Below are 26,411 nucleotides of genomic sequence, written 5' to 3'. Positions count from 1 at the left end.
TCCCCCCTTACCATAGGCTCGTCTCGTTGACACGCCGCGCAATGTAGTTCACAACAATCAAGAGCGCAAAATTGACAACGGAATTGAACAATCCAACGGCAGCCGAGAAGCTGTACTGCGCGTCCAAAATACCAGTACGATACACATAGGTGGAAATGATGTCTGAGCTGCTCATGTTGAGTGAATTTTGCATGAGGAATACTTTCTCGAAGCCAACCGACATGACGCTGCCCAGATTCAAAATGAGCAGAATGATTATCGTCGGCGCTATCGTAGGCAGGTTAATATGCCAAATGCGCTGTATACGCGTTGCGCCATCAATGGTCGCTGCTTCATGCAGCTGGTGATCGACACCAGAAAGGGCCGCCAAGTAGATGATGGAGCTCCAGCCCATCGTCTGCCATACATCGGACAGCACATACAGCGTTTTGAACCAGCCCGGAGAGGTCATAAAGGTAATCGACTCGCCGCCCATCGCCACGATCAGATGATTGATAATGCCTGTACTCGGATTCAGAAAAATAAACAGCATCCCCACAACAACGACGACCGACAAGAAGTGCGGGGCGTACGTAATGGTCTGTACGACCTTCTTGAACCGCTCGGCCTTTACTTCGTTCAGCATCAGCGCAAGGAGGATCGGGATTGGGAAGCTTAGCGCCAAGGAATACAGACTGATGAGCACCGTGTTCGTCAGCAGGCGTTCGAAGTAGAAGCTGTTGAAGAAGCGTTCAAAATGCTTGAAGCCAACCCACGGACTGTCCCATATCCCCTTATTCGCCATGAAGTCCTTGAAAGCAATCTGAATGCCATACATCGGCAAATAGTGAAAGATGATATAGTACAGCACGACCGGAAGCAGGAGCAGATACAGCTGCCAATTCTTCACCAGCCCCTTGCGTATGCGCTCCATTCGACTGTTTCGCCCAGGTTCAAGCTCACTGGAACGCTGCATTGCAAGTTCAGTTGCCTTCATCGCCTCTTCCTCCCTGATGCATCGTCTACGTACAAGCTATCCGGCTGCTTCATGGATTAGCCCTCCGATAGGATAGCGGCAGCATCCAAATTCGGTATTGGCGAGACAGAGACAACGCCGCCGCCTTGGCGAATCGATTCGGTTGCCGCACAACCTACAGCCACGCTCATGCGTCCCGCAAGTGGAGTTGCTATCGGCTCCTTCCCATGCAGAATCATATCGACGAAGTCCTTGCAAATGTTCGGATCCGCTCCGCCATGCGATCCCTTCGCCTCCTTTATCTGATACACGCGATCTGCCAGCTCGCGCTCTGTATTGGATTTGCGCGTCCATACGTATACTTTGTCTTCCATTTCGTTATTTTCCATTCGCCCTTCCGTGCCGATAAAGGTATAGTTCCGCTGATAATCCGGTGTGAAGTGGCATTGTAGATAGGAGGCCTTGATCCCGCCTTCCAGCTCCATAATGACCATATTGTTGTCCTCCACATTCACCTCTTCACGGAATGCACATTCGATCAGTCTCCCTGGGCTCGCTTCTGTACACGTTGACCGCTCATCACAGGTTGGACAGGTTAAGTCATTCGGCTTATCCCCGCCATAAAAGTCCAAGCTGCCGAATGCGCTCACCTTCGTCGCATAGCTCCCTGTAATCCAATGAATGATATCGATATCATGCGATCCCTTCTGGAGCAGCAATCCTGTACTGTTCTTGGAGTTCGCATGCCAATCGTGGAAATAGAAATACCCGCCCCAGCCTACAAAATGTCTTACCCAAACAGCCTTGATCTCGCCAATTACACCAGAATCCACAATTTCCTTCATCGTGCGGTACATGTTCATGTAGCGCATATTGAAGCCTACCATCAGATGCTTGCCGGATTCCTTCCATGCGTTCAAAATGTTGTCGCAGCCTTCCACCGTAATCGCCAGCGGCTTCTCGCAAAATACATGCTTGCCTGCCCTCAGCGCAGCTACGGCATGCTCCTCATGGCAGAAATCAGGCGAGGTCACCGCTATCGCATCGATATCTTCACGTGCAAGGAGTTCCCGGTAGTCTGTCGTGACGAACGCGTCTGGGTTAACATCATCCTTGAATTCCTGAAGGCGCTCCGGATAAATATCAGCTGCCCCCACTACAATGGAACGTCCCTCCGGCTGATGCCAATATTTCGCGATTGTCCCTCTTCCACGTGCACCAATCATGCCAATTCGAACTTGCTTCTCTGTCTTCATTTCCTCATTCTCCTCTCGATTATGCTTGCAAGCCTTGTGCAAAATGCCCGCTTGCAGCAGCACATCGCCCTCTATAGTAAAGCGCTTTCAATACGCGATGCCGCTAGTTCTCTTGTGCAGCAGCTAGATGCAAGTAAGGGGAAATAAGCGTCAGCAAATAAAGCGATGCAGTACAATGGCTAACGTTCAATCAGATATTTTTCTAGTCGGCTTCCATGGTGAGGTATATAGAATTCATACGATATGGAATTCACAGGATCATAGGTGCATTGGATCTACTAGATCTATTGGTTTCTTGGGTTCATAAGGAGTTTTCTTCCTGCACCATGCTGAATGGTGAATAAATGAAATGTGTCTGATGTGATGGATCTTCTAGTGTGATGATCGTGATTGATGGTCATGTGATGGGAATATGATGAGTGTTACCCAAGTACTTTCGTTTGGGTATTGAATCACTTTGCGCAAAAACACAAAGATGTTTGGGGTAAAATCTCTTGAAGTTTGGATAAAAAAACGTGAGCACATTTACTGGAAATGGTTTCATCTGCGAGCTTGTCGTCATTATATTACGCTAAACTTTCCTCCGTCAACACGTTTTTGGATGAATTTTTCATCAACCAAACCTTAAATATTTGGGGCAAATATCCAAACCATGCAACTCCCTCGGCTTCTTCGCTATTGCATGGATCGGATCAGTTTCAATACGGCGTACAGGAATATCCGCGCAATCGGCGAATACAACATAGGTAGAATAAATCGTCCCCTTCACACTATAAACAGGTAAGAGAAGGAGTTTGATGACATGAGTAAAGTGCTAGTACTCGGGGGAACCCGCTTTTTTGGCAAGAAGCTTGTAAACCTGCTTATTCAAGAAGGCTCGGATGTTACCGTTGCAACACGAGGACATACGGAGGATTCTTTCGGTGATCAAGTGACGCGTATCCACCTTGACCGAACAGTGCCTGAACAATTGCGGCAGGCTGTCGGCGACACGGAATGGGATGTCGTCTACGATAATATCGGCTATCACCCGCAGGATGCGTTCCATGCTTGTGAGATATTTGCTGGCAAGGTGAAGCGGTACATCTTCACTTCAACCTTGTCTGTCTATCCCTTCGGGCAGATAGGCTATTCCGAAGAGGCATTCTCCCCATATACATACGCCATTCCAGCCGATCTTCCGCAGGAAATCGCATATGGCGAAGGCAAGCGGCTTGCTGAAGCCGTCCTGTTCCAGCATGCTTCCTTCCCCGTATGTGCCGTTCGATTTCCAATCGTGCTTGGCATGGATGACTATACGAAGCGGCTTCATTTCCACATCGAGCATGTACAACAGGAACTTCCTATCGGACTTCCGAATCCACAAGCCGAGATGAGCTATATCACTTCGGATGAAGCAGCCCGCTTCCTATTCTGGCTGAAAAACCAGCACTTCGAAGGACCTGTCAACGCTTGCTCGAACGGGGTACTGTCGATCCGTCAGATCATTCAGCTCATCGAAGAGGGAGTAGGCAAATCTGCACTTATCGTAGACACTTCCGATCCACAGCAGGCAGCAGCATTCGATACCGCTCACCTGTCTCCGTTCGGCGTGCCGGAGCAATGGGGCCTGGATACAAGCAAGGCAGCACAGCACGGATTCAAGTTCGACTCGATTCAGGACTGGTATCCTCAACTCATTACATCGATTATCGGTTCCCGTTCGTAATAGAACAGGCTCGAAGTGAAACACACAAGGATCCGCTTCAAAAGTCCGTCTTACATTCTGACCCCTACATGGGGGTGAACATTGCATGACAAAAGACGCCTTTCCCCCACTAAACTGTGGCTTTAAAGGCGTCTTCGTTTATCTTATAGGGCCTGTTTTTTACTGCCTATTGAGAACAGCCTCATCCGCTCAGGTAGACTTGCGTACAATCAGAGAAAAAGGGAGCAGCATTCGGAAAGGCGCTGGATATGGATCCGTCAGCCCATCCAATAAAGCCTTCGCAGCAGCATACCCCATCTCGTACTTCGGAATATGAATAGACGACAATGGCGGAGAGCTGTACTTGGCGAACTCAATATCATCAATGCCTATGAAGGCAAGATCCCCGGGAATGGACAGTCCCTCTTCCGCCGCTGCCCGCATCGCAGCAATTGCCATCATATCGCTGGCACAGAACATCGCAGTAGGCCGATCTACTTGTTGTACTAGCTGCTTCATCTGTTCATAACTGCGATCCGCATCCCATTCAGCGTCAATGACCCAATTCGGGGTCCATACACAGCCCGCTTCCTCAAGAGCGATTCGGTATCCCCGATACCTCTTCTCCCGCTCCAGTTGTCCAAGAAGCCCTTTCCCTCCAATAAATCCAATCTTGCGGTGCCCATTCGTGATGAGATGACCAACCGCCACCCTTGCCGCATTCATCCGATCGTAGGAGATGACCGGAATTGACGGATCTGCTACATCGATCCCAACAATGTTCGGCACTCTCTCCTTCAGCCACTTATATTGAGCAGGATCCATTCCTTCTACACAAATGATTCCGCTAAGCTGATACGACTTCAATAGGGATTCAAACAACGTGGTGCTTCTCAGTTCAGCTTGGGTATGTAAAAAAGCAAGTGAAGCTCCTGCCTCAAGCAGCTTGGCTTCTATTCCTTGAATAATCGGAGAAAAGTAAGGATGATTGTACTTGTTGTCAGGAAGTGATAGGATGCAGCCAATCGCATGAGTGGACATAGGAGATGTGTGATGCCGCGTTCGGGTACGCGCTTTGGGATTGGCTATAGGTGTTACCTGATAATTGAGTGTTTTGGCGGCCTGCCATATTTTCTGCTTCGTCTCTTCACTTACTCGCCTGCTGTCATCATGATTTATAACGCGTGAGACAGTCGATATCGAGACTCCGACCTTCTCTGCTATATCTTTCAGTCTGACCATGATCTCCTCCCCTGGCAGTATGACTTATCTTCTTCGAAGTCGGTAAGCAGTCTAGTTGTAAATCACAGCATACCACAGCGATCATGCACTTAAAAGCATGAAGTACAAGGCAGCGCGGTTCACTCACTTCCCCTCACTTTCCCTCACTGTTTCGGGAAATTTGGCTTCAGACGCTTTTTTTTACAAATAGGGACATTTTGTCCCTGACCATTAGCCAATGCCGTGCATTATATATTAACAAAAGGTCAGTTCTATCCGCTTTGTGCAGGAACCTGTGGAGGGTCACTCGGATGAAATACATGCTCGGCATCTTTTATGTGAATCGCCTTGATCTATTGTATCGGGCCATTGCCAGTATCCAGCCCTACTGGCCGCATACGGTTATCATCGATAATTCAGACAGCCATGACCTCCGTCATGAAGCAGCCTTATCCTCTATCGTTTCGATTTACGAGCCCCCCGTTCCCTTCTCACATAGTCAATCGCAAAATATGCTGCATCGATGGGGCGCTGAGCGGCAATGTAACGCAGTTCTCTATATGCATTCCGACGCAGAAGCTCATGAAGGCGTTCCGGATGCATTCCTCGCTACGTTAGCAGCATGGCAGCAGACTGGGCATCGATGGGGCGTCGCCTTCACTAACTTGGATACGCTCGCTGCATTTCACATGGACGCAATTAGGGCTGCTGGACCGTGGGACCACCTGCTTCCTATGTACTTCTCCGATCAGGACTGGTACCGAAGAGTCGTGCTGGCAGGATACCCGATCGTTCCAACCGGACTGGGCGTGACCCATCATAATGCCGGGGCTTCGACGGTTAAGTCCAATTCCCTGCTCACCCATCTCCATCACGTTACCTTCCCGTTGTACCACCACTATTATGAGACCAAGTGGGGCGGTACTCTAGGGAAAGAGACCTACCACCTTCCGTTCAATCAATTCCCGCTCAATCCCGTAGACAATTATCTCACTGTCACGTAACCCCTGAACACGGAACGCGAGGCTCGATTATCTCTGTCTATCATAGATAGAATGAGGGAGTGTATATCGAATGAAAAAATGTATTGTATTCGGAAATTGTCACGTATTTCCCATACGCAGGTATTTGATGGCATCTCACACATTCCGCTACAGTTATAAGCTGGTAGATGTGCTCCCTATCCAAAACTGCAACCAAGAGATCGGGATCGGCGATCATGTGCTGAACGATTGTGATTTGTTCATTTACATGAAGACGAGCGATGCCTACGGCGAGCGCTTGTCTAGTGATTACTTGTTAAGCAAGCTGCCACCCCATTGCAAGAAAATTAGCATCGGCAACGCCTACTTCAAATCCTACTACCCTCAATTTACTTACAATAACAAGAATACGCTGTATGGATACGAGGATCAGAACGTTCTCCGGTTATTGAAGCGAGGAGAGAGCAAGGAACGAATTGTCGCCATATTGTCTGACGAGCAATTCTATTCTGCCAAAGAACTGCAAATGATCCACAACGAATTCATGTATAATCTCCGCCAACGCGAATTCGACATTGATATTCCACTTGCGAATTTCATAGAGCAGCATTATCAGAAGGAGCATCTATTCTGCACGGTGTGCCATCCCCGCTATCATATTATCCGCTACTTAGCGATGAACATTTTGCAGCGAATCGGAATTTCTACGATGGAAATTGCGAAAGCCTTTTACGATTCAGACTTCATCGATTTGATTCACCCTATTTATCCAAGCGTCATTAAGCATTTGGATCTGAGATTTCTACAGCCAGGTGCGCGTATCTATTCGCTGGGAGATGAGAAGTTCACCTTCCAAGAATATATCGCACGGTACGTGGATATTCACAGCCAAGAACTGCAAATGGTGTAGGGCTTGCATAAGAAACCGGATCATATGTAAAAAAAAAATCAGAGGGCACTCAGCCTCTCTGATTTTTTCTGCCTTCTGTCTTCTGTTCTCCGTCGAAACATTCTCGGTCTTCTATTTTGATTTCGCAACTAGTTCTCTGTTTAATACGAAGACCTTTCCTTTTTCATTTATAGCTGCCAAAATACTTGGACTGCCCTCTTTCAAAAATGTATAGTTGTTATCCTCTACCTTCACTTGGTATCCTGTCACGTCGATGCCGAGTATTTTCTTAATCATCGGATTCATTGTTTTTATGGCTTCCGCAGCAGTATACTTTGGCTTGGCGAACTTCTTCTTTAACTCTTCCCTGGAGCTATGAATGGGTCTTTCTGCCCCCAAAGAAATATTCTGTATTTTATTTGTTGCCGCCTCGATCCATACGTTTATCGACTGTTCGTTATTCTGAGTGAATAAATAACGGTCAGCCCCTTCCCCTACAAAGCGTCGGACGGAATCGAACGTTATCTTCTTTCCGCCGGTAAATGAACCTGCCGCCTGTTGAGCAGCTTGGACAGCTCTCTGATCAACCTTAGACTTCGGCACATTATATATTGCCAATTGCACTTTGCCGCTTTTCGCGTCGATGACAAGATGGTAAGGACCTAGCGTACTGATTTCGCCGCTTGCTCCATCAATGTTCAATTTCGTAATATCGTCATACGAGAGGCTCTTCTCTGTTTCTGTGATGGCTGCCTTCATCATTGTCCGGATGCCCTCGTCCAAGGAAGAGAGCTGAGGGTCGAGATTGATTTGATAGATTTCACCGGTTTGTGCTTTGATCGTAACCTCAGCAGCAAATATTTTCTCCGCTCCCTTTACGGGATGCGTTACGGTTCGATAGTCTTTCGAATAAAGAGTAGGCTCTTTCTTCCCATCGATTTTATACGAATACCGCACGCCTTCAAAGTCAATTTCTTCATTCACGAACGGCTTCAAAGCCTCCTGCACCTTCTCCACCAGCTCCTTGTCCAAATCCTTAACGGTCTTCGTGAATCCCGGCTCGCCTTGTTGTTCGGAGTTGGCCGCAGCTGCCACAGCGGATGTCGGTGCCGGAATGGATACCATAAGAAGCGCTGCTGCGGTTACAGATAATAGAACTACGTTCCACCGTTTCATGAATAAATCCTCCTCCTACCCATTAGTTTCTCTTGCCGTTCTCAGGCAACAGACTGATACCGAAGCAGTTCCCTTTCAAGTCCACTCTGGCTTCTATCGCAGGACTTCCTTTTTTCGTAAAGGAAAATTTATTTCCGTACTTCGACTCCTGCTTCGCCTCATATCCGCTTAAGCTTACATTGAATATTAATTTTGTTTTGGCTTCTACCGCAGCCTTCACCTTCTTGATGTCCAAATCGGCATATGCCTTGTCTTTATCAGGAACATCCATTTTCTTAATGAGAACATTATAGATTTTGCCCGTAACAGCGCCAATCTCCAGGCCTACCCAATGCTCTTCATCGCCGCCGTCAATTCGCCATACGTAAGAATCCTCTTTCATTTTCGGATCATTGTTCACGAACTTGTGCAGTTGGGCTTTCGTTAATGCTGGTTTTCCGCCGTTCGAAAACTTCTTCAAAGCTGCTTCTGCATTTTTCCGTACTGAAGCGTCTATATCCTTATAGGAGAAGTCGATATAAGCGGTATGATCCTGATCTGTCATGGAAGCGGCAAAATCCTCACCCAGCATTGAAATACGGGTTTCATTCGGGGATTTATGTAGATCCACTTGTTTCGGTGCATACTTCCGTTTATTATTCAGTTCCTTAAGCAAGCTAATCATCTTGTCCTGCTTGGCCTTTTCAAGTTGATCGAAGGTGAGGCGCAGGTTCAAAAACACGATTTCCTTCGTGTTCTTGTTCATCATCATATTCCCTATATTGTCTTTGAAAGTAATCGTCAAGTTCACTCCTTCCATGTTCACATCGGCCTCAACGATAGACAAGCCGGACAAATCACGAACCTCTTTTTTTATTTTCTCTTGAATCTCCTTATCCACATTTGTTAGCTTCATCGTATTCTGATCACTTGCCTGTGTGACCGTCTTCGCCGCATAGGATTCCGTTGCCGGCAAGGCTGTCAGCACAAACGCTGCTGCCGTCATGCATATCCATACTTTGTTCCATGATTTCATTTGAAATTGCTCCCTTCAGCATTGTCAGTTGATGTGTTCCTTTTCTGTGTACCTATTCCGTTAAGGGGATTGTCATTTCTAAGTCTTTGATGTAATCCACCAGTGGTGTATCTTCCGTCACGAATGTTAGTTTCTGATCGGGCGATACCTGGTCATATTCCGCGACAAAGCGATAATTCTCGGGGTCGATCACCCGGATTTGCTCATCGATGAGCAATTGCCCTTGCTCATCTTCCAAATATAAACGACGACCGTTATCAAACGGATTGTCGCCTACCTTGCTGTAATAGACAAATAGTTTGTCGCCCTTCCATTCCAAGCGCGTCACTTCCAAACGTCCAGCCGCTCCTTGGCTGAGAATAAGCGGCTTCTCTTCGCTTGGCATCTCGTTAACCGTAGTTTTATTTTGAAACCGTGGTTTCTTAGAAAATGTTCTGAAATACGGCTTCAACGTAATCGATTTCGATGGATGTTGGAACGGTGCGAAATTGAAGTTGCACGTAATGTGCTCGATCCCATTAATCAACGTCCCTGATCCATCCCTCCCGTTAATTGGCTGGAGTTCATTTCCGCGATCATCGAAGATGGCAACATTAAGTCCCAATGGCTCTAACTCTTTAGGACGATGTGGATGCTCGTGTTTCAAAATAACCCGCGTTGACACTTCCGACATTTCGATTTTATCTACTTTCACGACGGACTCCCCGTGCTTTCTTACGATGTCCGATGTGATGGTTCGCGAAGCAACCTTTTTCACGGGGAAGCTGAATTCGAATCGATCCTGCTCCATTCCCTCCAAGAACACAAACAGCTTCAATTCGAACTCATCGGGCAGATTCCAGTTAGGTGTAAAGTTAATGACACTGTTTACCGTCTTGCCGTCTTCCGATAGGATGCTATCCCGTAAACTGCTCGCAAAATGATCGAGTTCTCCGTCAATCGCAAGCTTTACCTGTTCAATTTTCCGCCCAGGCGCTGTTTGAACGAAGCCCACAGATAATCTTGCCCCATCGTAGATGACCTTGGATACTTTCAGCGTTTCTCCGTTTATCGTCACGCTTTGATTGACATTATCGACGAGCCCCTTTTCATCCGCTGCCTGCAGCCCTAAGTCCCCCGCAATCGTGAACACGGTATTCAGAAGCGGAATCTTCTTCAATGTCTGCGCCATCACCGGCGACACGAACCCAGAACCGATAATGCCCATGCCGATAAAAGATACTGCTGCCGCTATGACGGCGACTTGGCGCATGCGTCTCTTTTTTCGGCTTGCCGCATTCGATCGCAGCGCGTGAACGGATTGGACTACACTCTGCTTCACAACGTCAGGCACAGCATCCCGCTTAGCCGCCAGGTCTCGCAGTTCTGCATAAGTAGCGTCGTAGCGCTGCCGCACCACTTCCGGGACTTCGCGCGGCTCATTGGCCGCCGCCTGCTTGAGCACATGCTCCATATCAACATGTTTCATAGTCGCCCTTCCTTTCAAAAGGATTGTCCATCACCTTCGCCAACGCTGCACGTGCCCGATGCAAGCGCGACTTAATCGTTCCTTCTGTTGTGTCCAGCAGCTCCGCAATGTCTTTCACAGACATGTCCTCAAAATAATGCAGCGAAATGACGATGCGGTGATTATCCTCCAACCGATCAATCTCCGCCATCAGATCCAAGTACTCGATATGCTCATTGTCCGCAACAGGTGCGGCTTTTGCCGGAAGATCAGCCATAATGACAACCCGCTTCTGCTTGCTGACTAATTGATGACATTCATTCATTACAATACGGAACATCCATGTCTGGAAGTAGGCAGGTTCTCGTAAAGTATGTATCGCGCGAAACGCCTTGAATATCGCCTCCTGAATCACATCAGCGCAATCCTCATCCCGCTTCAAGATGGAACGTGCTACCCGATATAAACTGCGCTCCATACCTGTAATAAGCCGAATAAATGCTTCGCAATCTCCCTGCTGTGCCAGCCTTACTTCGTCCACCGTTAGCACATTGATAATCCTCCCTCAAAATTTGAATAAGCTTATTCTATTACGTTAGATTGGTTATGAAGGAAGTTGGTTCCATCCAAACAACATTTCATTTTGGCAGGACAAAAAGCCGTTCACCACCTTCCCAATTAAGAAGGGTCGAACAGATGTATAAATAATTATATTTTCCACATTTTTCTTGATGAGGTATTGAAAATCTACCTGTCACATATATACTGATTATAGATAAATATCATTTGATATGTATCAGATGATATCTTAATGGATTTGGATGCCAACTAGGGAGGAGACCCGCTATGCCGCCTAAGACGAAATTTTCGCGGGATACGATCATTGATGCTGCCTTCAACATTGCCATGCGAGAAGGAATCTACAGCATTACGATTCGCAAGGTCGCAGAACATCTGGGAAGCTCAATTGCACCTATTTATGTCAACTTCACAGATGTTGCGGAGCTCATTCAAGTGGTTGTACAGCGTATTTTTACTTTCAGCGACGATTATCTCCTCAGTCAGGATACGGGCCAGCCATTTCATGATATTGGCGTTGCCACACTCCGCTTCGCACGGGAATACCCGCTCCTGTTCCGCGACATGGTCATGAGACCGAACCCCTATTTGCAGCATGAGCCGGGCGAGATGAACAGCATTATCGACAGAATGAAGACCGATCCGGAGCTTGCCGATTTCACAGACGAAGAGCTGATGCCTATTCTGCTTAAGATGAGAATATTTACGCTAGGTCTGTCCGTTATGACGGCTAATGGCCTGCTGCCAGAAGGCTTCAATGACATTGAGGTCATGGACAGTACGTCCGCCGATATTATCGCTGCCGCCCGCATGCGGCAGGAAGGGGAGCAATTATGAATCGTCAGGAAGCGATGAGTCGAATCGAGCGGCAGTTTAGAAGCGTTATTCAGCGCAATCACAAGCTTCACAATGCCTATTTCCTCGTACATTGCGAGCCGCTAGGCATTCATCTGAACATGGCGGAAGGCATGACGCAAGGCAAGCCAGCCCTTCCGCAGCAGCGCTATTATATTGCCAGCATTAGCAAGCTGTTCACCTCGGTACTTACGGCAATGCTCGCAGAAGAGGGCAAGCTCACCTACGAAGATCCTATCCATCGATACCTTCCCTCGGAGCTGATGCACAAGCTGCATGTTTACAAGGGCACCGATTACTCTAATCAAATTTAAATCAAACATCTGCTCGGTCATACATCCGGATTGAACGATTACTTCGAGGATCGCCCCAAACAAGGCCCGCGGATGCTCGATCTGTTCACCTCGGAACCTTCGCGCCAATGGACGCCGCAGGAGGTCATTGAATGGTCCAAGAAGCATCTGACGTCCCACTTCCCACCCGGACAGGGAATCCATTACTCGGATACCGGATACCACTTATTAGGCCTACTCATCGAAAATATCACATCCAATCCACTCCATGAAGCATTTCGTCGTTACTTATTCGAACCGCTGCAGCTCCATCATACGCATATGGCGTTTTATTCTACACCGGCAGTAGAAGACCCTTATCCCATGGCCGACTTATATGCCGGCCAGACTGCAATCACCCATTACAAAAGCATCAGCATGGAATACGCAGGCGGCGCCTTAATATCGACCTCAGAGAACTTGCTGACATTCATGAAGGCTCTTACGAGCGGCAAGTTGATATCCAACGAAAGCCTCCAGCGCATGCAAGTATGGACGAAGTTCAGGCCGGGCGTGGATTATGGGTACGGCATTGTCCGCTTTCGAACCGTTCCAATCTTATTCCCGGCAAGATATAATGCGTGGGGCGCATGGGGGTATTCCGGAACCGTTATGTTCTATCATCCCGCCCTCGATGCCTATCTGATCTGCAGCTTGAATCAACTGCGATCCACCGCTAAGGCAGTCCGCATTATGTTCAAGGCCATTGACGTCCTCCTGAAGTGCAGATAGCCAAACGCAAAAACCCGCTGCCAGCGCTTGGGCCGACAGCGGGTAATCTTCTATCATTACACCATAATCTTGCACATATCGTTCGTGAACTCCACTGGATCCTGCAGCGGCAAGCCTTCAATCAAGAGCGCTTGGCTGTACAGCAGGTTCGTATACAGGCTCAGCTTCTCTTCATCGGATGCATGAGCGTTCTTCAGAGATTGGAACACCTCGTGGTTCACGTTGATTTCGAGCACCTTATCGGCTTTCACCGCTTGGTTGTTCGGCATCGCGTTCAACACTTTTTCCATCTCGATGGATACTTCGCCTTCTGCAGACAAGCATACTGGATGGGACTTCAAGCGCTTCGAGGCTTTAACGCTCTTCACCTTATCCTTCAAGATGTCCTTCATCGCCTCGAACAGTTCCTTGTTCTCGTCTTGTTCGTCAGCAGACTTGTCATCGCCATCGGACTCGATGCCGAGATCGCCGCTCGATACGTTCTTGAATTCCTTCTCCTTGTACTTCATGAGCATCTTAATCGCGAACTCATCAATGTCGTCTGTGAAGTACAGAATCTCATAGCCCTTATCCAACACAAGCTCAGTTTGCGGCAGCTTCTCGATGCGTTCGATCGATTCGCCAACTGCGTAGTAAATGTATTTCTGATCTTCTGGCATTCTTTCCACGTACTCATCCAGCGATACCAACTTCTTCTCCTTGGAGGAGTAGAACATGATCAGGTCTTGCAGCACATCCTTGTTCATGCCATAGTCGCTGTACACACCATACTTCAACTGTCTGCCGAACGATTGGAAGAACTGCTCGTACTTCTCTCTTTCGTCCTTCATCAAGGATTGCAGCTGGCTCTTAATCTTGTTCTTGATATTCTTCGCAATCAAGCTCAACTGGCGATCATGCTGCAGCATTTCGCGTGAGATGTTCAAGGACAGATCTTCGGAATCGACCATTCCCTTCACGAAGCTGAAGTAGTCTGGGAGCAACTCCGCGCATTTATTCATGATCAACACGCCGTTCGAGTACAGCTCAAGCCCCTTCTCATATTCCTTCGTATAATAGTCGAATGGCGTATTCTCTGGAATGTACAAGATCGCATTATATACAACAGCGCCGTCAGCGCTGATATGAATATGCTTCAGCGGCTTGTCGAAGCCATAACGCTTCTCACTGTAGAAGTTCTCATAGTCTTCTGTCGTCAGCTCATTCTTATTTTTGCGCCAGATCGGAACCATGCTGTTGACTGTTTCTTCTTCTTGATACGCTTCGAATTCCTTATCATCGTCTTCCTTCGGACGATGCTTCGTCACATCCATCTTAATCGGGTAACGGATGAAGTCCGAATATTTCTTCACGATCGACTTCAGACGGTATTCATCCAAATACTCGTCATATTGATCATCTTCCGTGTTCGGCTTGATCTTCAATGTGATAACCGTACCCGGCACATCCTTCTCGCTAGGCTCTATCGTGTACCCGTCTACACCCTTCGATTCCCATTTGAACGCTTCGTCACTGCCGAACGCCTTACTAATTACCGTCACGACATCAGCAACCATAAATGCGGAATAGAAACCTACACCGAATTGGCCGATAATGTTATGGCCATCCTTCGCTTCATTCTCCGTCTTGAAGGCGAGGGAACCGCTCTTCGCGATAACGCCGAGGTTGTTCTCCAGTTCTTCCTTCGTCATCCCGATCCCTGTATCGGTTATTGTCAACGTACGGTTCTCTTTATCAACCGATACTTTAATGAAATAATCTTCTTTATTGAACACCACATTGTCATCAGACAAAGCTTTATAGTACATTTTGTCGATCGCGTCGCTCGCATTGGAGATGAGCTCTCTAAGGAAGATTTCCCGCTGCGTGTAGATCGAGTTGATCATCATTTCCAACAAACGCTTGGATTCTGCTTTGAATTGCTTCTTAGCCATGAATAAAAATCCCCTCTCATATCTTTTCATGTCATTACTTACACATAGTCATTATCATTATAGTAAGTAATGGATTAGCACTCCACTACACAGAGTGCTAACAATATAGTAATAGTGTACCTAGTCTATTTTTTACTGTCAACTATATTACGTTCAAAATTGGGATTTTCTGATATAAATTTTCACTCTTATATCGAGCAGATAATGATGCTAGAAGCATACAAGCCTATCGCTAGACTTTACCTCCCGATTTCCGTTTTTATTTGTATGCCCCTCTATTTACAAACTCTCAAGTTTTCCATTACATCTCCTTAACCCTTCCATTACATAACCTTAACAAGCGGTTGTTATAATCCAGGGAACAGACAAGAATGCACATTTTATAGATTCATCTTATGGAGGGACATGACAAATGAAAAAGAAAGCTATGATCGCGCTAGCAACCGCATTGACACTATCTACTGGAACAGGAATTACTTCGGTACAAGCTGCCGCTGCCGATAGCGTACCTGCATCTCACGTTACGTACACGAACAACGGGCAAACGGTTACACCTGCTTCGCCGGCTGTAGAAATCGACTCTCGCTTATACATGCCTCTCCGCGCACTTAGTGAAGTAACCGGCAAATATGTCGATTGGGATGAATTCAGAGGCAGTGTTGCGTTGACGGACAAGCCTGAGTTGACTGGCAAGTATAAGCTCAATGCAGCGGATCTAGCTGAAGGAATTAAGATGGGTATTGGTTCATCCTTGACTCATGTGCCTGGCGATCCTGACAATGTGTTCTACTCCACTGCTGACCGTGGCCCGAACGGCCAAGTTGAAGTTGGCGGTAAAACTCGCCGGACGTTCCCGTTAGCAAGCTATACGCCTAGCTTATACAAGATTCAAATCGATAAAGATGAAATTAAAATATTGGAGCAAATCCCACTCAAGGTGAATGGTAAAAATCCGACGACGGGAAATGTTCATATTACCGGACTTCCGAATAGTAAAGGTCGTGACGAAGCCCCATTCGATGCCAAAGGGGAAAAAGGCCTAGCCTACGATCCATACGGACTCGATATCGAAGGTCTTGCTTATAACGCAAAGGATGACACGTTCTGGATCTCGGATGAATACGGTCCTTCCATCGTTCATGTGAAGCGCGACGGTACGATTATTGAGCGCATTGTTCCAAAAGGATGGGCTGCACAAGTCTCTACACCGCTTGTACCAGCTAGAGAAGTTCTTCCATCCGTATACAATAAGCTTCGCCAAAATCGCGGTGCTGAAGGCGTCGGCATTACGCCAGACGGCAAGTACATGTTCATGTCCATGCAAAGCCCGCTGCGCAATCCAGACAAGTCTACAGACAACTCGCGGCAACTGCGCATCATCAAGTTCGATCTCGCGACATTGCAGCCAGTGGCTGAATATGTATATGTGACAGAGGATGCCAAGCCATTCACCAGTCTGGATCAAGCAGACATTGTCATCTCTGACGTGGTAGCCATCAACGAGAATACGCTGCTGATTGACGAACGTGACAAAAATGCAGGCGATAAAGCTCAATTGAAGCGCATTTATGCGGTCGATCTCACGACAGCAACGAATATTCTTGGCAAGTATGACGACGAGAAGTCTGGCAAGACACTGGAGCAAATGTCTCTTGCTGATCTGAAATCCAACAGCATTCTGCCGCTCGCGAAGCGCACTGTATTGGATGCTGTTGAATTCAAATATCCATATGAGAAAATTGAAGGTGTATCCCTCGTAGACGGCAACAAACTCGTAATCGTCAATGATAACGACTTCGGTGTGGACAGCAGCTCGTCCGACAACGGCACTGAACTGTGGACATTCAAGCTTCCTTACTCCATCCAATAACTTCACACCTACTTGCAGCACCCCGGAACGGACGTCAGCAGTCAGCGTCTATCCGGGGTGTTCGCGTATATTTCACACGATTCCATATAACCTACCTAATACATACAATTGATCCAAATACTAAATAAAAAGCTTCATCATATACATATATGGGTCTGTACATATAAGGAGGTTATTCAATTCATGAGAAAGAAAGTCATATCCGCCACACTTGCTGCTGTGCTCACTGCATCGCTTCCGCTGACTGTCATGGCGCAGCAGAAGTCTACTTCTACTGCCGCCTCATCATGGTATACAGAAGGGATTCAGGCGCTCATCTCCAGAGGGATTCTTCCCGAGCAGACAAAGCCAACATCCACAATCCCGGTAAAGGACTTCATCCGCTATGCCGCACTATCGCTCACCTACCAGCATGGGATCGATCCGCTGAAGGCAGCTGCGAATGAAGGCTGGGTCGAAGCTGAGGAATTCTCCTCTCTCGACGCACCAATTACGCGCGGAGAGCTTGCCCGCATCCTCGTTCGCGCCTATGAACTTGGCACAGAGGAACGCGGCGAGAAGACATTAACCGAATATACGCTGCGTGCCAAATCTCTTGGCTTACTTACTGGCTATCCAGACGGCAGCCTTCATGAAAATAAAGACGCGACTATCGGGGAAGCCGCCTCTGCACTTCGCAACCTGCGCAAGCTCCGACTAGCTCAAATCGACAACAAGGGTGTACCGCTCATTTCCGTTGAGGATTTCATGCGCAACCCTGGCAATTTCTCGTATCAGTTGTCTGCGGACGGCAACTACATTTCTTATGCGGCTCCTTGGGAGAGCCGGACGAATGTATTCGTGAAGAAGATGGATGGCTCGAGCGAGCCTGCACGCGTCACTAGCTCTAAGGATCGCGATATTGCGGGGTTCTTCTGGAAGGGCGATCACATCCTGTACTTAAAGGACAAAGGCGGAGATGAAAACTACCACTTATATTCGGCAGCATTCAACGGCAATGCGGAGAAGGATCTCACTCCATTCGATAAGGTGCGCGTCGGGGTAGTCAGCACACTGTCCAATGTGAAGGACGAAATACTCATTACGATGAACAAGGATAACGCGAGAGCATTCGATGTCTATAAACTGAACGTGAAGACAGGGGCTACCAAGCTTGTAGCGAAAAACCCTGGCAATATCCAAGCTTGGCTTGCCGATCACAATGGCGCCATCCGCATGGCTGTTGCTACGGATGGCATTGAAGGATCAGTGCTCTATCGCGATTCAGAGGACGCAGAATTTAAGTCTTTCATCACAACGGATACAGGAGAAACCGTCTACCCGCTTGGCTTCACGAAGGATAACAAGAACATTTATGCGATATCGAACAAGGGCCGCGATAAAACTGCGCTGCTCAAATACGACCTGCAGGGCAAGGAGCAGCTACTCTACTCCCATCCTGAGGTCGACTTAGATCGTGCAGTATACGATGACAAACAAGATAAACTGCTCATGGCTACCTATATCACAGACAAGAAGCATAATTATTACTTCGATGCGGACTTCGAAGCTCTGAACAAAAAGCTGCAACATAAATTGCAGGCAACGGAAAGCGAAATCCAAATCAATGATTACAACGACGCAAGAACGAAATTCATCGTCAGTCTGTCGAATGACAAGGTGCAGGGAAAATACTACTACTATGATTCAACGACGGATAAGCTGACGCTCCTTGCTGCCTTAAGCGACTGGCTTACAACGGATCAACTTGCCGATATGCATCCAATCTCCTATAAGAGCAGAGATGGCTTAACGATCTACGGCTATTTGACACTGCCCAAAAATAAGCAGCCCGAACAGCTCCCGCTTATCGTGAATCCTCACGGCGGGCCTTGGGCTCGCGATGAGTGGGGCTTCAATCCCGAGGTTCAGCTGCTCGCTAATCGCGGATATGCCGTGCTGCAGGTTAACTTCCGATCCTCAACAGGTTATGGCAAAGCGTTCATCGATGCTGGCGACAAGCAGTGGGGACGGGATATTCAAAATGACATTACGGACGGCGTCAAATGGGCAATCAAGCAAGGCATTGCAGATCCAAGCCGCATCGGCATTTACGGCGCATCATTCGGTGGATACGCAACGCTTGCCGGCATAACCTTCACGCCGGATCTGTATGCAGCAGCCGTCGATTATGTAGGCGTGTCCAACATCTTCACCCTGCTGAATACGCTGCCGCCGTATTGGGAAGCGAACCGCAATATGTTCTATGCGCGTATCGGCCATCCAGAGAAGGATAAGGAGCTGCTTAAGGAAGTATCCCCTGTGTTCCATGCAGATAAGATCATTACACCGCTCTTCGTCGCACAAGGAGCAAATGATCCGCGCGTAAATAAAGCTGAATCCGATCAAATGGTTGAAGCACTCAAGAAGAGAGGCATTAATGTGGAGTATATGGTGAAGGACAACGAGGGCCATGGCTTCCACAACGAAGAGAATCGAATTGAATTCTACAATGCCATGGTGAAGTTCTTGGATACCCATTTAACAAAATAGCTTCCAATCCATAACAGGGCTCTTTCCCATGAGAAAGGGCCCTTTTTCTGTATGAATAGCGATGTATAAATACAATAAATTCACCTAACTGTTATATTTTACATGAATCCTGCAATACCAATTTTTACGTATATACTTGGGAAAGTTCAAATTATGAACATATACAAGTATACAAAGGGGTTCTTTTCAATGAAAAAGAAATGGATTGCTGCATCACTCGCGGCCGTGCTTGCCGCATCGCTGCCGACGTCCGTCATGGCGCAGAAGCCGGCCGAAGCTGCCACTTGGTACAAGAATGGGATTCAGGCGCTTACGTCCAAAGGAATTTTGGATGAACATGCAAAGCTGACGTCTACGGTTTCCGTTGACGAATTCGTCCGCCTTGCTGTATTGGCACTCACGTACCAGCATGGAATTGAGCCGATGAAGACTGCTAAGAATGCAGGCTTGGTAGATGACGGGGATTTCACATCTCTTGATGCGCCGATTAAGCGCGGAGAGATTGCTCGTATCCTCGTTCGTGCGCTTGGCAAGGAGCAAGACGAGAAGAGCTTGACCGATTATGCGGAACGCGCTAAGACGCTGGGCTTGCTCAAGGGATTCCCAGATGGGAAACTGCATGAGAATAACGCAGCAACTCTGCGTGAGGCTGCATCCGCACTTGAGAACGTTGTGAAGCTGAGCCGTTCCGGCATCGACAATAAGGGCGTGCCGCAAATTTCCGTCGAGGATTTCATGCGCAACCCTGGAAGCTTCTCCTATCAGCTGTCTCCGGACGGCAATTATATTTCCTATGCAGCACCGTGGGAAAATCGCTCGAATGTCTTCGTACAGAAGATGGACGGTTCCAGCGAGCCAGTGCGCGTAACGAGCTCCAAGGATCGTGATATTTCCGGCTTCTTCTGGAAAGGCGATCATATCCTCTACTTGAAGGACAAGGGCGGGGACGAGAACTTCCACCTGTACTCCGCAGCGTTCAACGGCAATGAAGAGAAGGAATTAACGCCATTCGATAAGGTTCGAGTCGGCGTAGTCAGTGCACTGTCCGGCGTTAAGGACGAGATTCTCGTCTCCATGAACAAGGAAGACGCCAAGGCATTTGACGTGTACAAGCTGAACATAAAGACTGGCGAAACGAAGCTTGTCGCGAAAAATCCAGGCGACATTCAAGAATGGATTGCCGACCATGACGGCAAAATTCGCCTTGCCGTTGCTTCAGACGGCATCGAGGGCGTCGTATTGTACCGGGCGACAGAGCAAGACGAATTCAAGCCATTCATTACGACATCAGGCGGCGACAATGTTAGCCCGCTCGGCTTCTCTAAGGACAATAAGACGATCTATGCTGTATCCAACAAAAGTCGCGACAAGTCCGCGCTCGTCAAGTACGACCTTCAGGGCAATGAGCAGCTGATCTACTCCCATCCGGACGTCGATCTGGCAGGAGCGGTGTATGACCATAAGCAGGATAAACTGCTCATGACTGCATATATAACGGATAAAGTACATGTGAAATATTTTGATGAATCATTCGAGGCTTTGCACAAAAAACTTCAGCACAAGCTGCAGGCAACAGAAAGCGAAATCGGCATCAACGACTACAATGAAGACAAGACCAAGCTCATCGTCAGCCTATCTACTGACAAAGTGCAGGGCAAGTATTATTACTATGATTCCACAACGGATCAATTGACGCTGCTCGCCAACCTGAGTGACTGGCTCAATCCAGAGCAGATGGCGGACATGCACCCGATCTCCTATAAGAGCAGAGACGGCATGACGATTCATGGCTACTTAACACTGCCGAAGAATAAGACGCCAGAGAACCTCCCACTGATCGTCAATCCGCATGGCGGCCCATGGACCCGCGACATGTGGGGCTTCAATACGGAGGCTCAGCTGCTGGCTAATCGCGGCTATGCCGTGCTGCAGGTTAATTTCCGCTCCTCTACGGGTTACGGAAAAGCATTCATCGACGCCGGCAACAAGCAGTGGGGCCGCAACATTCAAAATGACATCTCGGATGGCGTACAATGGGCAATCAAGCAAGGCATCGCCGATCCGAAGCGCGTCGGCATTTACGGTGCATCCTTCGGTGGATATGCGACACTAGCTGGCATTACGTTTACGCCGGACATGTATGCAGCAGCCGTCGATTATGTCGGGGTATCCAACATCTTCACCCTGCTTGATACATTGCCGCCTTATTGGGAAGCGAACCGCAACATGTTCTATGAGCGCATCGGCCATCCGGAGAAGGACAAAGACATGCTGAAGTCCGTATCTCCTGTATTCCATGCGGACAAAATCACAACGCCGCTCTTTGTTGCGCAGGGCGCCAACGATCCGCGCGTGAACAAAGCCGAATCCGATCAAATCGTCGAGGCCCTCAAGAAGAGAGGCGTTGACGTCGAATATATGGTGAAGGACAACGAAGGCCACGGCTTCAACAATGAGGAAAACCGCATCGAATTCTACAATGCCATGGTGAAGTTTTTGGATACACACCTGAAACATTGATTCGAGTCACCTGGCCATATTCGCCAACAACAATGTAAAAAAAGATCGGGTTGCAGCAGTCAGATGTCTCTGATGCGCTGGACCCGATCTTTCTTATTTTCGCTATCAATATCTCTGCATACGATACAGCCATAACTCCCATTACTCACGAGGAACTGTTCTCTGTCCTCTCCATATTTGCTGCTCGCTCCACCTACTGAGGGCAAGAGGTTACAGTTTCAGCCTATCATTCCGCATGACGCATAGACGCATAATACACCCTAAGTTCATCTACATATGCTGCCACACGGACAAGGCGTTCTTTTTGAAATGACTTGGCGTAACCCCCGTCTTGCGCTTAAAAACTCGGGAAAAGTACGGAACATCATTAAAGCCCACTTGGAAGCATATATCCGTTACCGACATATCAGTATCAAGCAGCATCGCGGCCGCCTTGTGAATCCGAATATCGACCAAGTAATCATTATATGTCTTACCGGTAAACCGTTTAAATAAATCACAGAAGTATGTCTTCGAAATATTAAACTTGCGGCAGATCATCTCTAGGCGAAGCTCTTCATTATAATGCTCATGAATGTAATGAATTGCGGCCGACATCAATTCCTTGAATTTGCCCAATCGTTCATCCACGTCATCGGAATTGCGCTGTCGATCCATCTCTCGCACAAGCATCGTCATCAGCTTCAGCAGATCCGCCTTGAGTACCAGTTCGTAATAACGATTAGCCTGCTGATATTCGTCCAGCATATCATTCAGAATCTTCGATACCTCAAGATCAGTCGCTCCCGACAATGCCACCTTCGGGGTCACATGTTCCTCATCCAGCATGAACTGTTCCAGATAGGAGTAGTCGAACCTCCCTCTGCTTCCATTATGCGGCTGATACTGCTCGTCAATAAAATGCGGGAGAAACTCAAGTCCAATAATGTCAATTCCTTGACCGGCCACTAATGTCACCCGATGAACGGCGTATGGTGGAATTACAAAAATATTGCCCTTCACCATCCGATACGTGTGATTATTGATCGTATGCATGAACTCGCCTTTCACGACATACCAGATTTGAAAATAGTCATGCGTATGATCACGTATGCTGCCACCCGCATGGTTCCAACGATATATTTTAAAAGGCAGCGGTGTTCCGATCTCGCTCTCAGCGCGATAAAATTGGACATCCTGTGGCATGGGCTTCTGCTGCAACTCTCGACGCTCGAGCATCATCGGTTTCCCCTCCTCTTCCACTCTGATCCCGTTCCCAATCCAATCTGGGTTAGCCTGGAAACCATTCTCTTCTATCATATCATGATTGACCAAACAGGCGATACCGAATGTGCAATTGATAAGGCGAAATTAGCAGGCGGGAATCCTCCTCCAGCATACACAAAAAAGAGCTGCATCCCGTATGCAGCCCTATTCAACCTATATTATTGTGCAATCCGCCGTGACGGATGGATCGTGTCCACGAACAATAGACCATCATACTGATCCCGAACGACCATCGTCTCCTCAAGTACGCCCCACGCTTTAGCAATACGGGGAGTGAACATCCATGATGTACCGGGTTCAAGCTTGGCCTGTGTGAGATCCAAGAACTGATTAGGGTGGCCTCCTGCTCTAAGCAGCGCTTCTATGCTTCCTTCATTATGCGGCAGCGTGATGCGCTCGGTATCCTTGCTATTCTTGCTGGAGCTTCCTTGATAGGCATACAATCCGATCACATAATTGTCCTTCCGCAGCGAGAATGGCAGCATCTCCCCCATTGTTGGATAAGGGTGATTGTCGAAGCCGAAGCCATTATGCTCGGTTACCATCGTCGAATTATGCTTTCGAACATGGTAATTATGCCCCCATACGATGATCTTCTTATCGGGATACAGGCGCTCGGCAAGCCATGCCGTATTGCTCGCCATTTGTTCATCCCGAATATAGCTGGCTTCCTTCATCTGTCGCTCTGGCTCAATCCCTGCGAATAGCTTCACCATTCGTTCACAGTACGTCTCCAGCATATCGATGCGATTCTGCAGCACACGCTCCATAATGGGAACGAGCTCTGGATGCTCAGGGTGAACAGCCTGCAGCTTCGTCTTGTTCTCCTTCACGAACGTCTGGAATACTTGATACTTCGCAATCAGCAGCGATTGCTCCCGCTTGAATTGCTCCATATCCTTGTAGGCATGCACCTTCAAATACCATCGTTCCGTTTGCGCGAACGATACCGCTTTGCTCTTGTCGACTTGGGCGAACCATTTCTCCACAAATGCAATGAACGGTTCCGTAGTACCCTGTACATCAATCCCTGTCAAAATAAGCGGCCGTGCCGTCTTGCTCTGCTGCGCGATATACTCGAATAATGGCAAGTTCTCCTCCACCTGCCATACGCCAAAGATCGAACTCTTCATCATGTCTATAGGCGTACGCTTGCCTATCTCCGCAAACGCGGCTGATGTCTCGCCCAGATTCGATTCAAACGCGAGTACATCGTACCCGAGCTGTTCGTGCAAAAACTGAACCAGCCGAACCTTCGCTGAATTATATTCCGATGCGCCATGTGACGCTTCTCCTAAACTGACCATTCGCTTATGCTGCAATAACGGCTTCAGAAACTGAAGATCCTGAAATCGTTCCTTCGTTTCCTGTTCCTTTCCATGGCTCTCATCATGAATGGCAACCGGCTTCGCATGCTCCTTGACCCACTGCTTCCATGCATGGCTGCTTGCCATGTCCGCCTCACCAGAGTCAATGCTGCTTGCTGCTGCGCTGTTGGCGATTGAGGTGCAGGCAATCATGCAGACTGCCGCCCCCATAATGAGTGCTCTCTTCCATCCTATCATTGTTTCACCTTCTGATTATGTCTTTGTTGTCTTACATAAACAGCATAAATCGAGAAGGTTAAGGTCAAGGATGGCTCACGTTTAAGTTTGGTTTAAAAAAAAGCAAGGTCACGCTTCCTCGGCGACTTCTTGTCGTGCATCCTTCACGCGCAGTCGCAGCAGTCGGCGGAATGGGATGCGCTCCTTCCACTGGGACATGACGACAACGAGCGCATAAGCACCATACCCTTCAATGATAATCATCGATGGCATAATGAAGTATCGGTACCGCTGCTGCACTTCAATGAACAGATGCACACCCATATAGCCGAGAATTAATAGAATGAGGAACAGATATTTATGTTCGGTATCCCTGCGCAGAATAAGAAGATCGACGGCTAAGAACAGCAGTAAGATAATGACAAAGTAACTGACATACGAATACGTATGAATCAAACCGAATAGACTGCTCACGCTGTTCGTATTCAGGCTCCAAAATAACGCATCAACCTCGCCCCACATAAGCCGAATTTTACTCAGGAAGAGATTCGACAGCTCTCCAACATTGGACAGCCGCTCCCACACCATTTCCTTCTCAATACGTGTTCGCTCTTCTCCTAACGGATATTGCGACACTGTTTTAAAGTCCTCTTCCGAATAGGCCCCCTCTGTCTCACGATTGAAGCCCAATACAAATTTCCACATCGGATCATGGTTCACTAAAGGCGTATTCGAGATTCCCGTTCCTACCGCAATGAAGCTAACCAGGTAGAAGACAGCAAAATAGGTCGTCATGAAAATAACAAGGAAGCCGATCACCTTTTTGATAGACTCCTTCTTCAGCACGATTAAATAAATCACCGCATAAAACAGGATACTTAATAGGATCACAATGCCCAATGGACGTATGAGATTGCCAAGTGACAGCAGCACCGCTATTACCATGCTTACTCTCCAGTTGGGCGTTCGTTTTTGGAGCAAAAAGTAAAACCCGAGATAGAACAGAAACGTCGCCAAATGCTGATTCGTCAATACCGAGCTCATTACAATGCTGGGAATGAAGAAGCAATAAGTGATGCCAGCGAACTTCGCCGCAAATTCATGGAATAGATTTCGTCCAATTTTATATACCAACACCGTGATGCCTGCGCAACAGAGTGCATTAATGATTTTCAAGGGCAGCAAGCTTGTGCCGAATATCTTAATCATCAGCGCCTGATACATCGTGAAGCCTAATTGATAGGTCCATGCCTGGAAATAATCGCTGTACTTATACGAGAAATCCCCTACCGACATTTTCACTGCGGCATCGTACATGATTTGAAAATCAGACATCGGCTTCGTATCAACGACAAGCACCCACATAAACCGGATACAGAAGGCTAAGCATGCGATAAAAAGGATAAATGCCCGTTCCTCATGCAAATGCCGATAAGCTAGATAGGTCAAAATAAATACAAAAGCTGTATAACCTGCCATAATGAATGGGACTTGGATAAGCATATCTGGGCTGTACCCCATGAAGACGCCACACATGTAAAAAAGAATGATGCACAGAAATGAAAGCAAAATAAAAAGCAGCGGTGTCTTGCATATCCGCGCTTTGCGTAACGACATC

At 47.7% G+C, this 26,411-nt stretch carries 18 protein-coding genes and 1 pseudogene; 8 read left to right on the top strand and 11 right to left on the bottom strand.

Features of this window, described 5'->3' with window-relative positions; all coding sequences use genetic code 11:
• Nucleotides 1-7: 7 nt before the first annotated feature.
• Together M3661_RS18535 and M3661_RS18530 are read right to left on the bottom strand one after the other, a co-directional pair.
• The gene (locus M3661_RS18535) at nucleotides 8-976 is read right to left on the bottom strand and encodes an ABC transporter permease (RefSeq protein ID WP_397376530.1); all 969 of its coding nucleotides are present in this window, start codon (nucleotides 974-976) and stop codon (nucleotides 8-10) included.
• Between the two features lie 56 nt (nucleotides 977-1,032).
• Complete coding sequence (locus M3661_RS18530) at nucleotides 1,033-2,211, bottom strand: Gfo/Idh/MocA family protein (RefSeq protein ID WP_251487401.1); 1,179 nt, start codon at nucleotides 2,209-2,211, stop codon at nucleotides 1,033-1,035.
• A gap of 802 nt (nucleotides 2,212-3,013) precedes the next feature.
• Between M3661_RS18530 and M3661_RS18525 the strand changes: the two genes are divergently transcribed.
• Nucleotides 3,014-3,919: an NAD-dependent epimerase/dehydratase family protein gene (locus tag M3661_RS18525; RefSeq protein ID WP_065291324.1), complete on the top strand. Its 906-nt coding sequence runs from the start codon at nucleotides 3,014-3,016 to the stop codon at nucleotides 3,917-3,919.
• A 189-nt stretch (nucleotides 3,920-4,108) separates the two neighbouring features.
• Here the strand turns inward: M3661_RS18525 and M3661_RS18520 are convergent, their stop codons facing one another.
• Nucleotides 4,109-5,140, bottom strand: coding sequence for a LacI family DNA-binding transcriptional regulator (locus M3661_RS18520; protein WP_065291325.1), 1,032 nt, complete (start codon nucleotides 5,138-5,140; stop codon nucleotides 4,109-4,111).
• Nucleotides 5,141-5,430: 290 nt separating this feature from the next.
• Between M3661_RS18520 and M3661_RS18515 the strand changes: the two genes are divergently transcribed.
• Together M3661_RS18515 and M3661_RS18510 are read left to right on the top strand one after the other, a co-directional pair.
• Nucleotides 5,431-6,123, top strand: coding sequence for a glycosyltransferase family 2 protein (locus tag M3661_RS18515; protein WP_065291326.1), 693 nt, complete (start codon nucleotides 5,431-5,433; stop codon nucleotides 6,121-6,123).
• 70 nt (nucleotides 6,124-6,193) lie between these two features.
• Nucleotides 6,194-7,012 carry a WcbI family polysaccharide biosynthesis putative acetyltransferase gene (locus tag M3661_RS18510; RefSeq protein WP_065291327.1) on the top strand — a complete coding sequence of 273 codons (819 nt, stop codon included), beginning with the start codon at nucleotides 6,194-6,196 and terminating at the stop codon, nucleotides 7,010-7,012.
• Between the two features lie 111 nt (nucleotides 7,013-7,123).
• Here the strand turns inward: M3661_RS18510 and M3661_RS18505 are convergent, their stop codons facing one another.
• From M3661_RS18505 to M3661_RS18490, 4 genes are read right to left on the bottom strand one after another with little or no spacing between them, the layout of a single operon-like run.
• Nucleotides 7,124-8,167 (bottom strand): hypothetical protein, encoded by a 1,044-nt coding sequence (locus tag M3661_RS18505; RefSeq protein ID WP_251487398.1) that lies wholly within the window; start codon nucleotides 8,165-8,167, stop codon nucleotides 7,124-7,126.
• A 22-nt stretch (nucleotides 8,168-8,189) separates the two neighbouring features.
• On the bottom strand, nucleotides 8,190-9,182 hold the full coding sequence (locus tag M3661_RS18500; RefSeq protein ID WP_251487395.1) for a hypothetical protein: 993 nt from the start codon (nucleotides 9,180-9,182) through the stop codon (nucleotides 8,190-8,192).
• Nucleotides 9,183-9,234: 52 nt separating this feature from the next.
• Entirely contained in the window at nucleotides 9,235-10,650 is a 1,416-nt protein-coding gene (locus M3661_RS18495; RefSeq protein ID WP_251487392.1) for a DUF4179 domain-containing protein, read from the bottom strand.
• Nucleotides 10,637-11,179 (bottom strand): sigma-70 family RNA polymerase sigma factor, encoded by a 543-nt coding sequence (locus M3661_RS18490; protein WP_251487390.1) that lies wholly within the window; start codon nucleotides 11,177-11,179, stop codon nucleotides 10,637-10,639. Before M3661_RS18490 ends, M3661_RS18495 begins: the two co-directional genes overlap by 14 nt.
• A gap of 296 nt (nucleotides 11,180-11,475) precedes the next feature.
• Here M3661_RS18490 and M3661_RS18485 point away from each other — a divergent pair, with 296 nt between their 5' ends.
• Nucleotides 11,476-12,045, top strand: a complete 570-nt coding sequence (locus M3661_RS18485; protein ID WP_251487388.1) for a TetR/AcrR family transcriptional regulator — start codon at nucleotides 11,476-11,478, stop codon at nucleotides 12,043-12,045.
• A pseudogene (locus tag M3661_RS18480) lies at nucleotides 12,042-13,127 on the top strand (serine hydrolase domain-containing protein). The gene M3661_RS18485 and the pseudogene M3661_RS18480 overlap by 4 nt, the downstream one beginning before the upstream one ends.
• A gap of 56 nt (nucleotides 13,128-13,183) precedes the next feature.
• Here the strand turns inward: M3661_RS18480 and htpG are convergent.
• On the bottom strand, nucleotides 13,184-15,061 hold the full coding sequence (gene htpG / locus M3661_RS18475; protein WP_251487386.1) for a molecular chaperone HtpG: 1,878 nt from the start codon (nucleotides 15,059-15,061) through the stop codon (nucleotides 13,184-13,186).
• Between the two features lie 412 nt (nucleotides 15,062-15,473).
• Here htpG and M3661_RS18470 point away from each other — a divergent pair, with 412 nt between their 5' ends.
• The 3 genes from M3661_RS18470 (at nucleotide 15,474) to M3661_RS18460 (ending at nucleotide 21,983) form a co-directional block, all read left to right on the top strand.
• Nucleotides 15,474-16,931 (top strand): esterase-like activity of phytase family protein, encoded by a 1,458-nt coding sequence (locus M3661_RS18470; protein WP_251487384.1) that lies wholly within the window; start codon nucleotides 15,474-15,476, stop codon nucleotides 16,929-16,931.
• A 183-nt stretch (nucleotides 16,932-17,114) separates the two neighbouring features.
• The gene (locus tag M3661_RS18465; protein ID WP_251487382.1) at nucleotides 17,115-19,463 is read left to right on the top strand and encodes a S9 family peptidase; all 2,349 of its coding nucleotides are present in this window, start codon (nucleotides 17,115-17,117) and stop codon (nucleotides 19,461-19,463) included.
• A gap of 189 nt (nucleotides 19,464-19,652) precedes the next feature.
• Nucleotides 19,653-21,983 (top strand): S9 family peptidase, encoded by a 2,331-nt coding sequence (locus tag M3661_RS18460; protein WP_251487380.1) that lies wholly within the window; start codon nucleotides 19,653-19,655, stop codon nucleotides 21,981-21,983.
• 270 nt (nucleotides 21,984-22,253) lie between these two features.
• Here the strand turns inward: M3661_RS18460 and M3661_RS18455 are convergent, their stop codons facing one another.
• From M3661_RS18455 to M3661_RS18445, 3 genes are all read right to left on the bottom strand, one after another.
• Nucleotides 22,254-23,204: a helix-turn-helix transcriptional regulator gene (locus M3661_RS18455; protein ID WP_251487378.1), complete on the bottom strand. Its 951-nt coding sequence runs from the start codon at nucleotides 23,202-23,204 to the stop codon at nucleotides 22,254-22,256.
• A 203-nt stretch (nucleotides 23,205-23,407) separates the two neighbouring features.
• Nucleotides 23,408-24,814: an erythromycin esterase family protein gene (locus M3661_RS18450; RefSeq protein WP_065291335.1), complete on the bottom strand. Its 1,407-nt coding sequence runs from the start codon at nucleotides 24,812-24,814 to the stop codon at nucleotides 23,408-23,410.
• A 108-nt stretch (nucleotides 24,815-24,922) separates the two neighbouring features.
• On the bottom strand, nucleotides 24,923-26,410 hold the full coding sequence (locus M3661_RS18445) for an ArnT family glycosyltransferase (RefSeq protein ID WP_251487606.1): 1,488 nt from the start codon (nucleotides 26,408-26,410) through the stop codon (nucleotides 24,923-24,925).
• Nucleotide 26,411: the final 1 nt, after the last annotated feature.

The organism is Paenibacillus sp. MER 180, assembly GCF_023713665.1.
Taxonomy (GTDB): domain Bacteria; phylum Bacillota; class Bacilli; order Paenibacillales; family Paenibacillaceae; genus Paenibacillus_B; species Paenibacillus_B suaedae.
The sequence above is the reverse complement of the archived record's forward strand: the minus strand, read 5'-3'. Positions and strand labels throughout refer to the sequence as shown.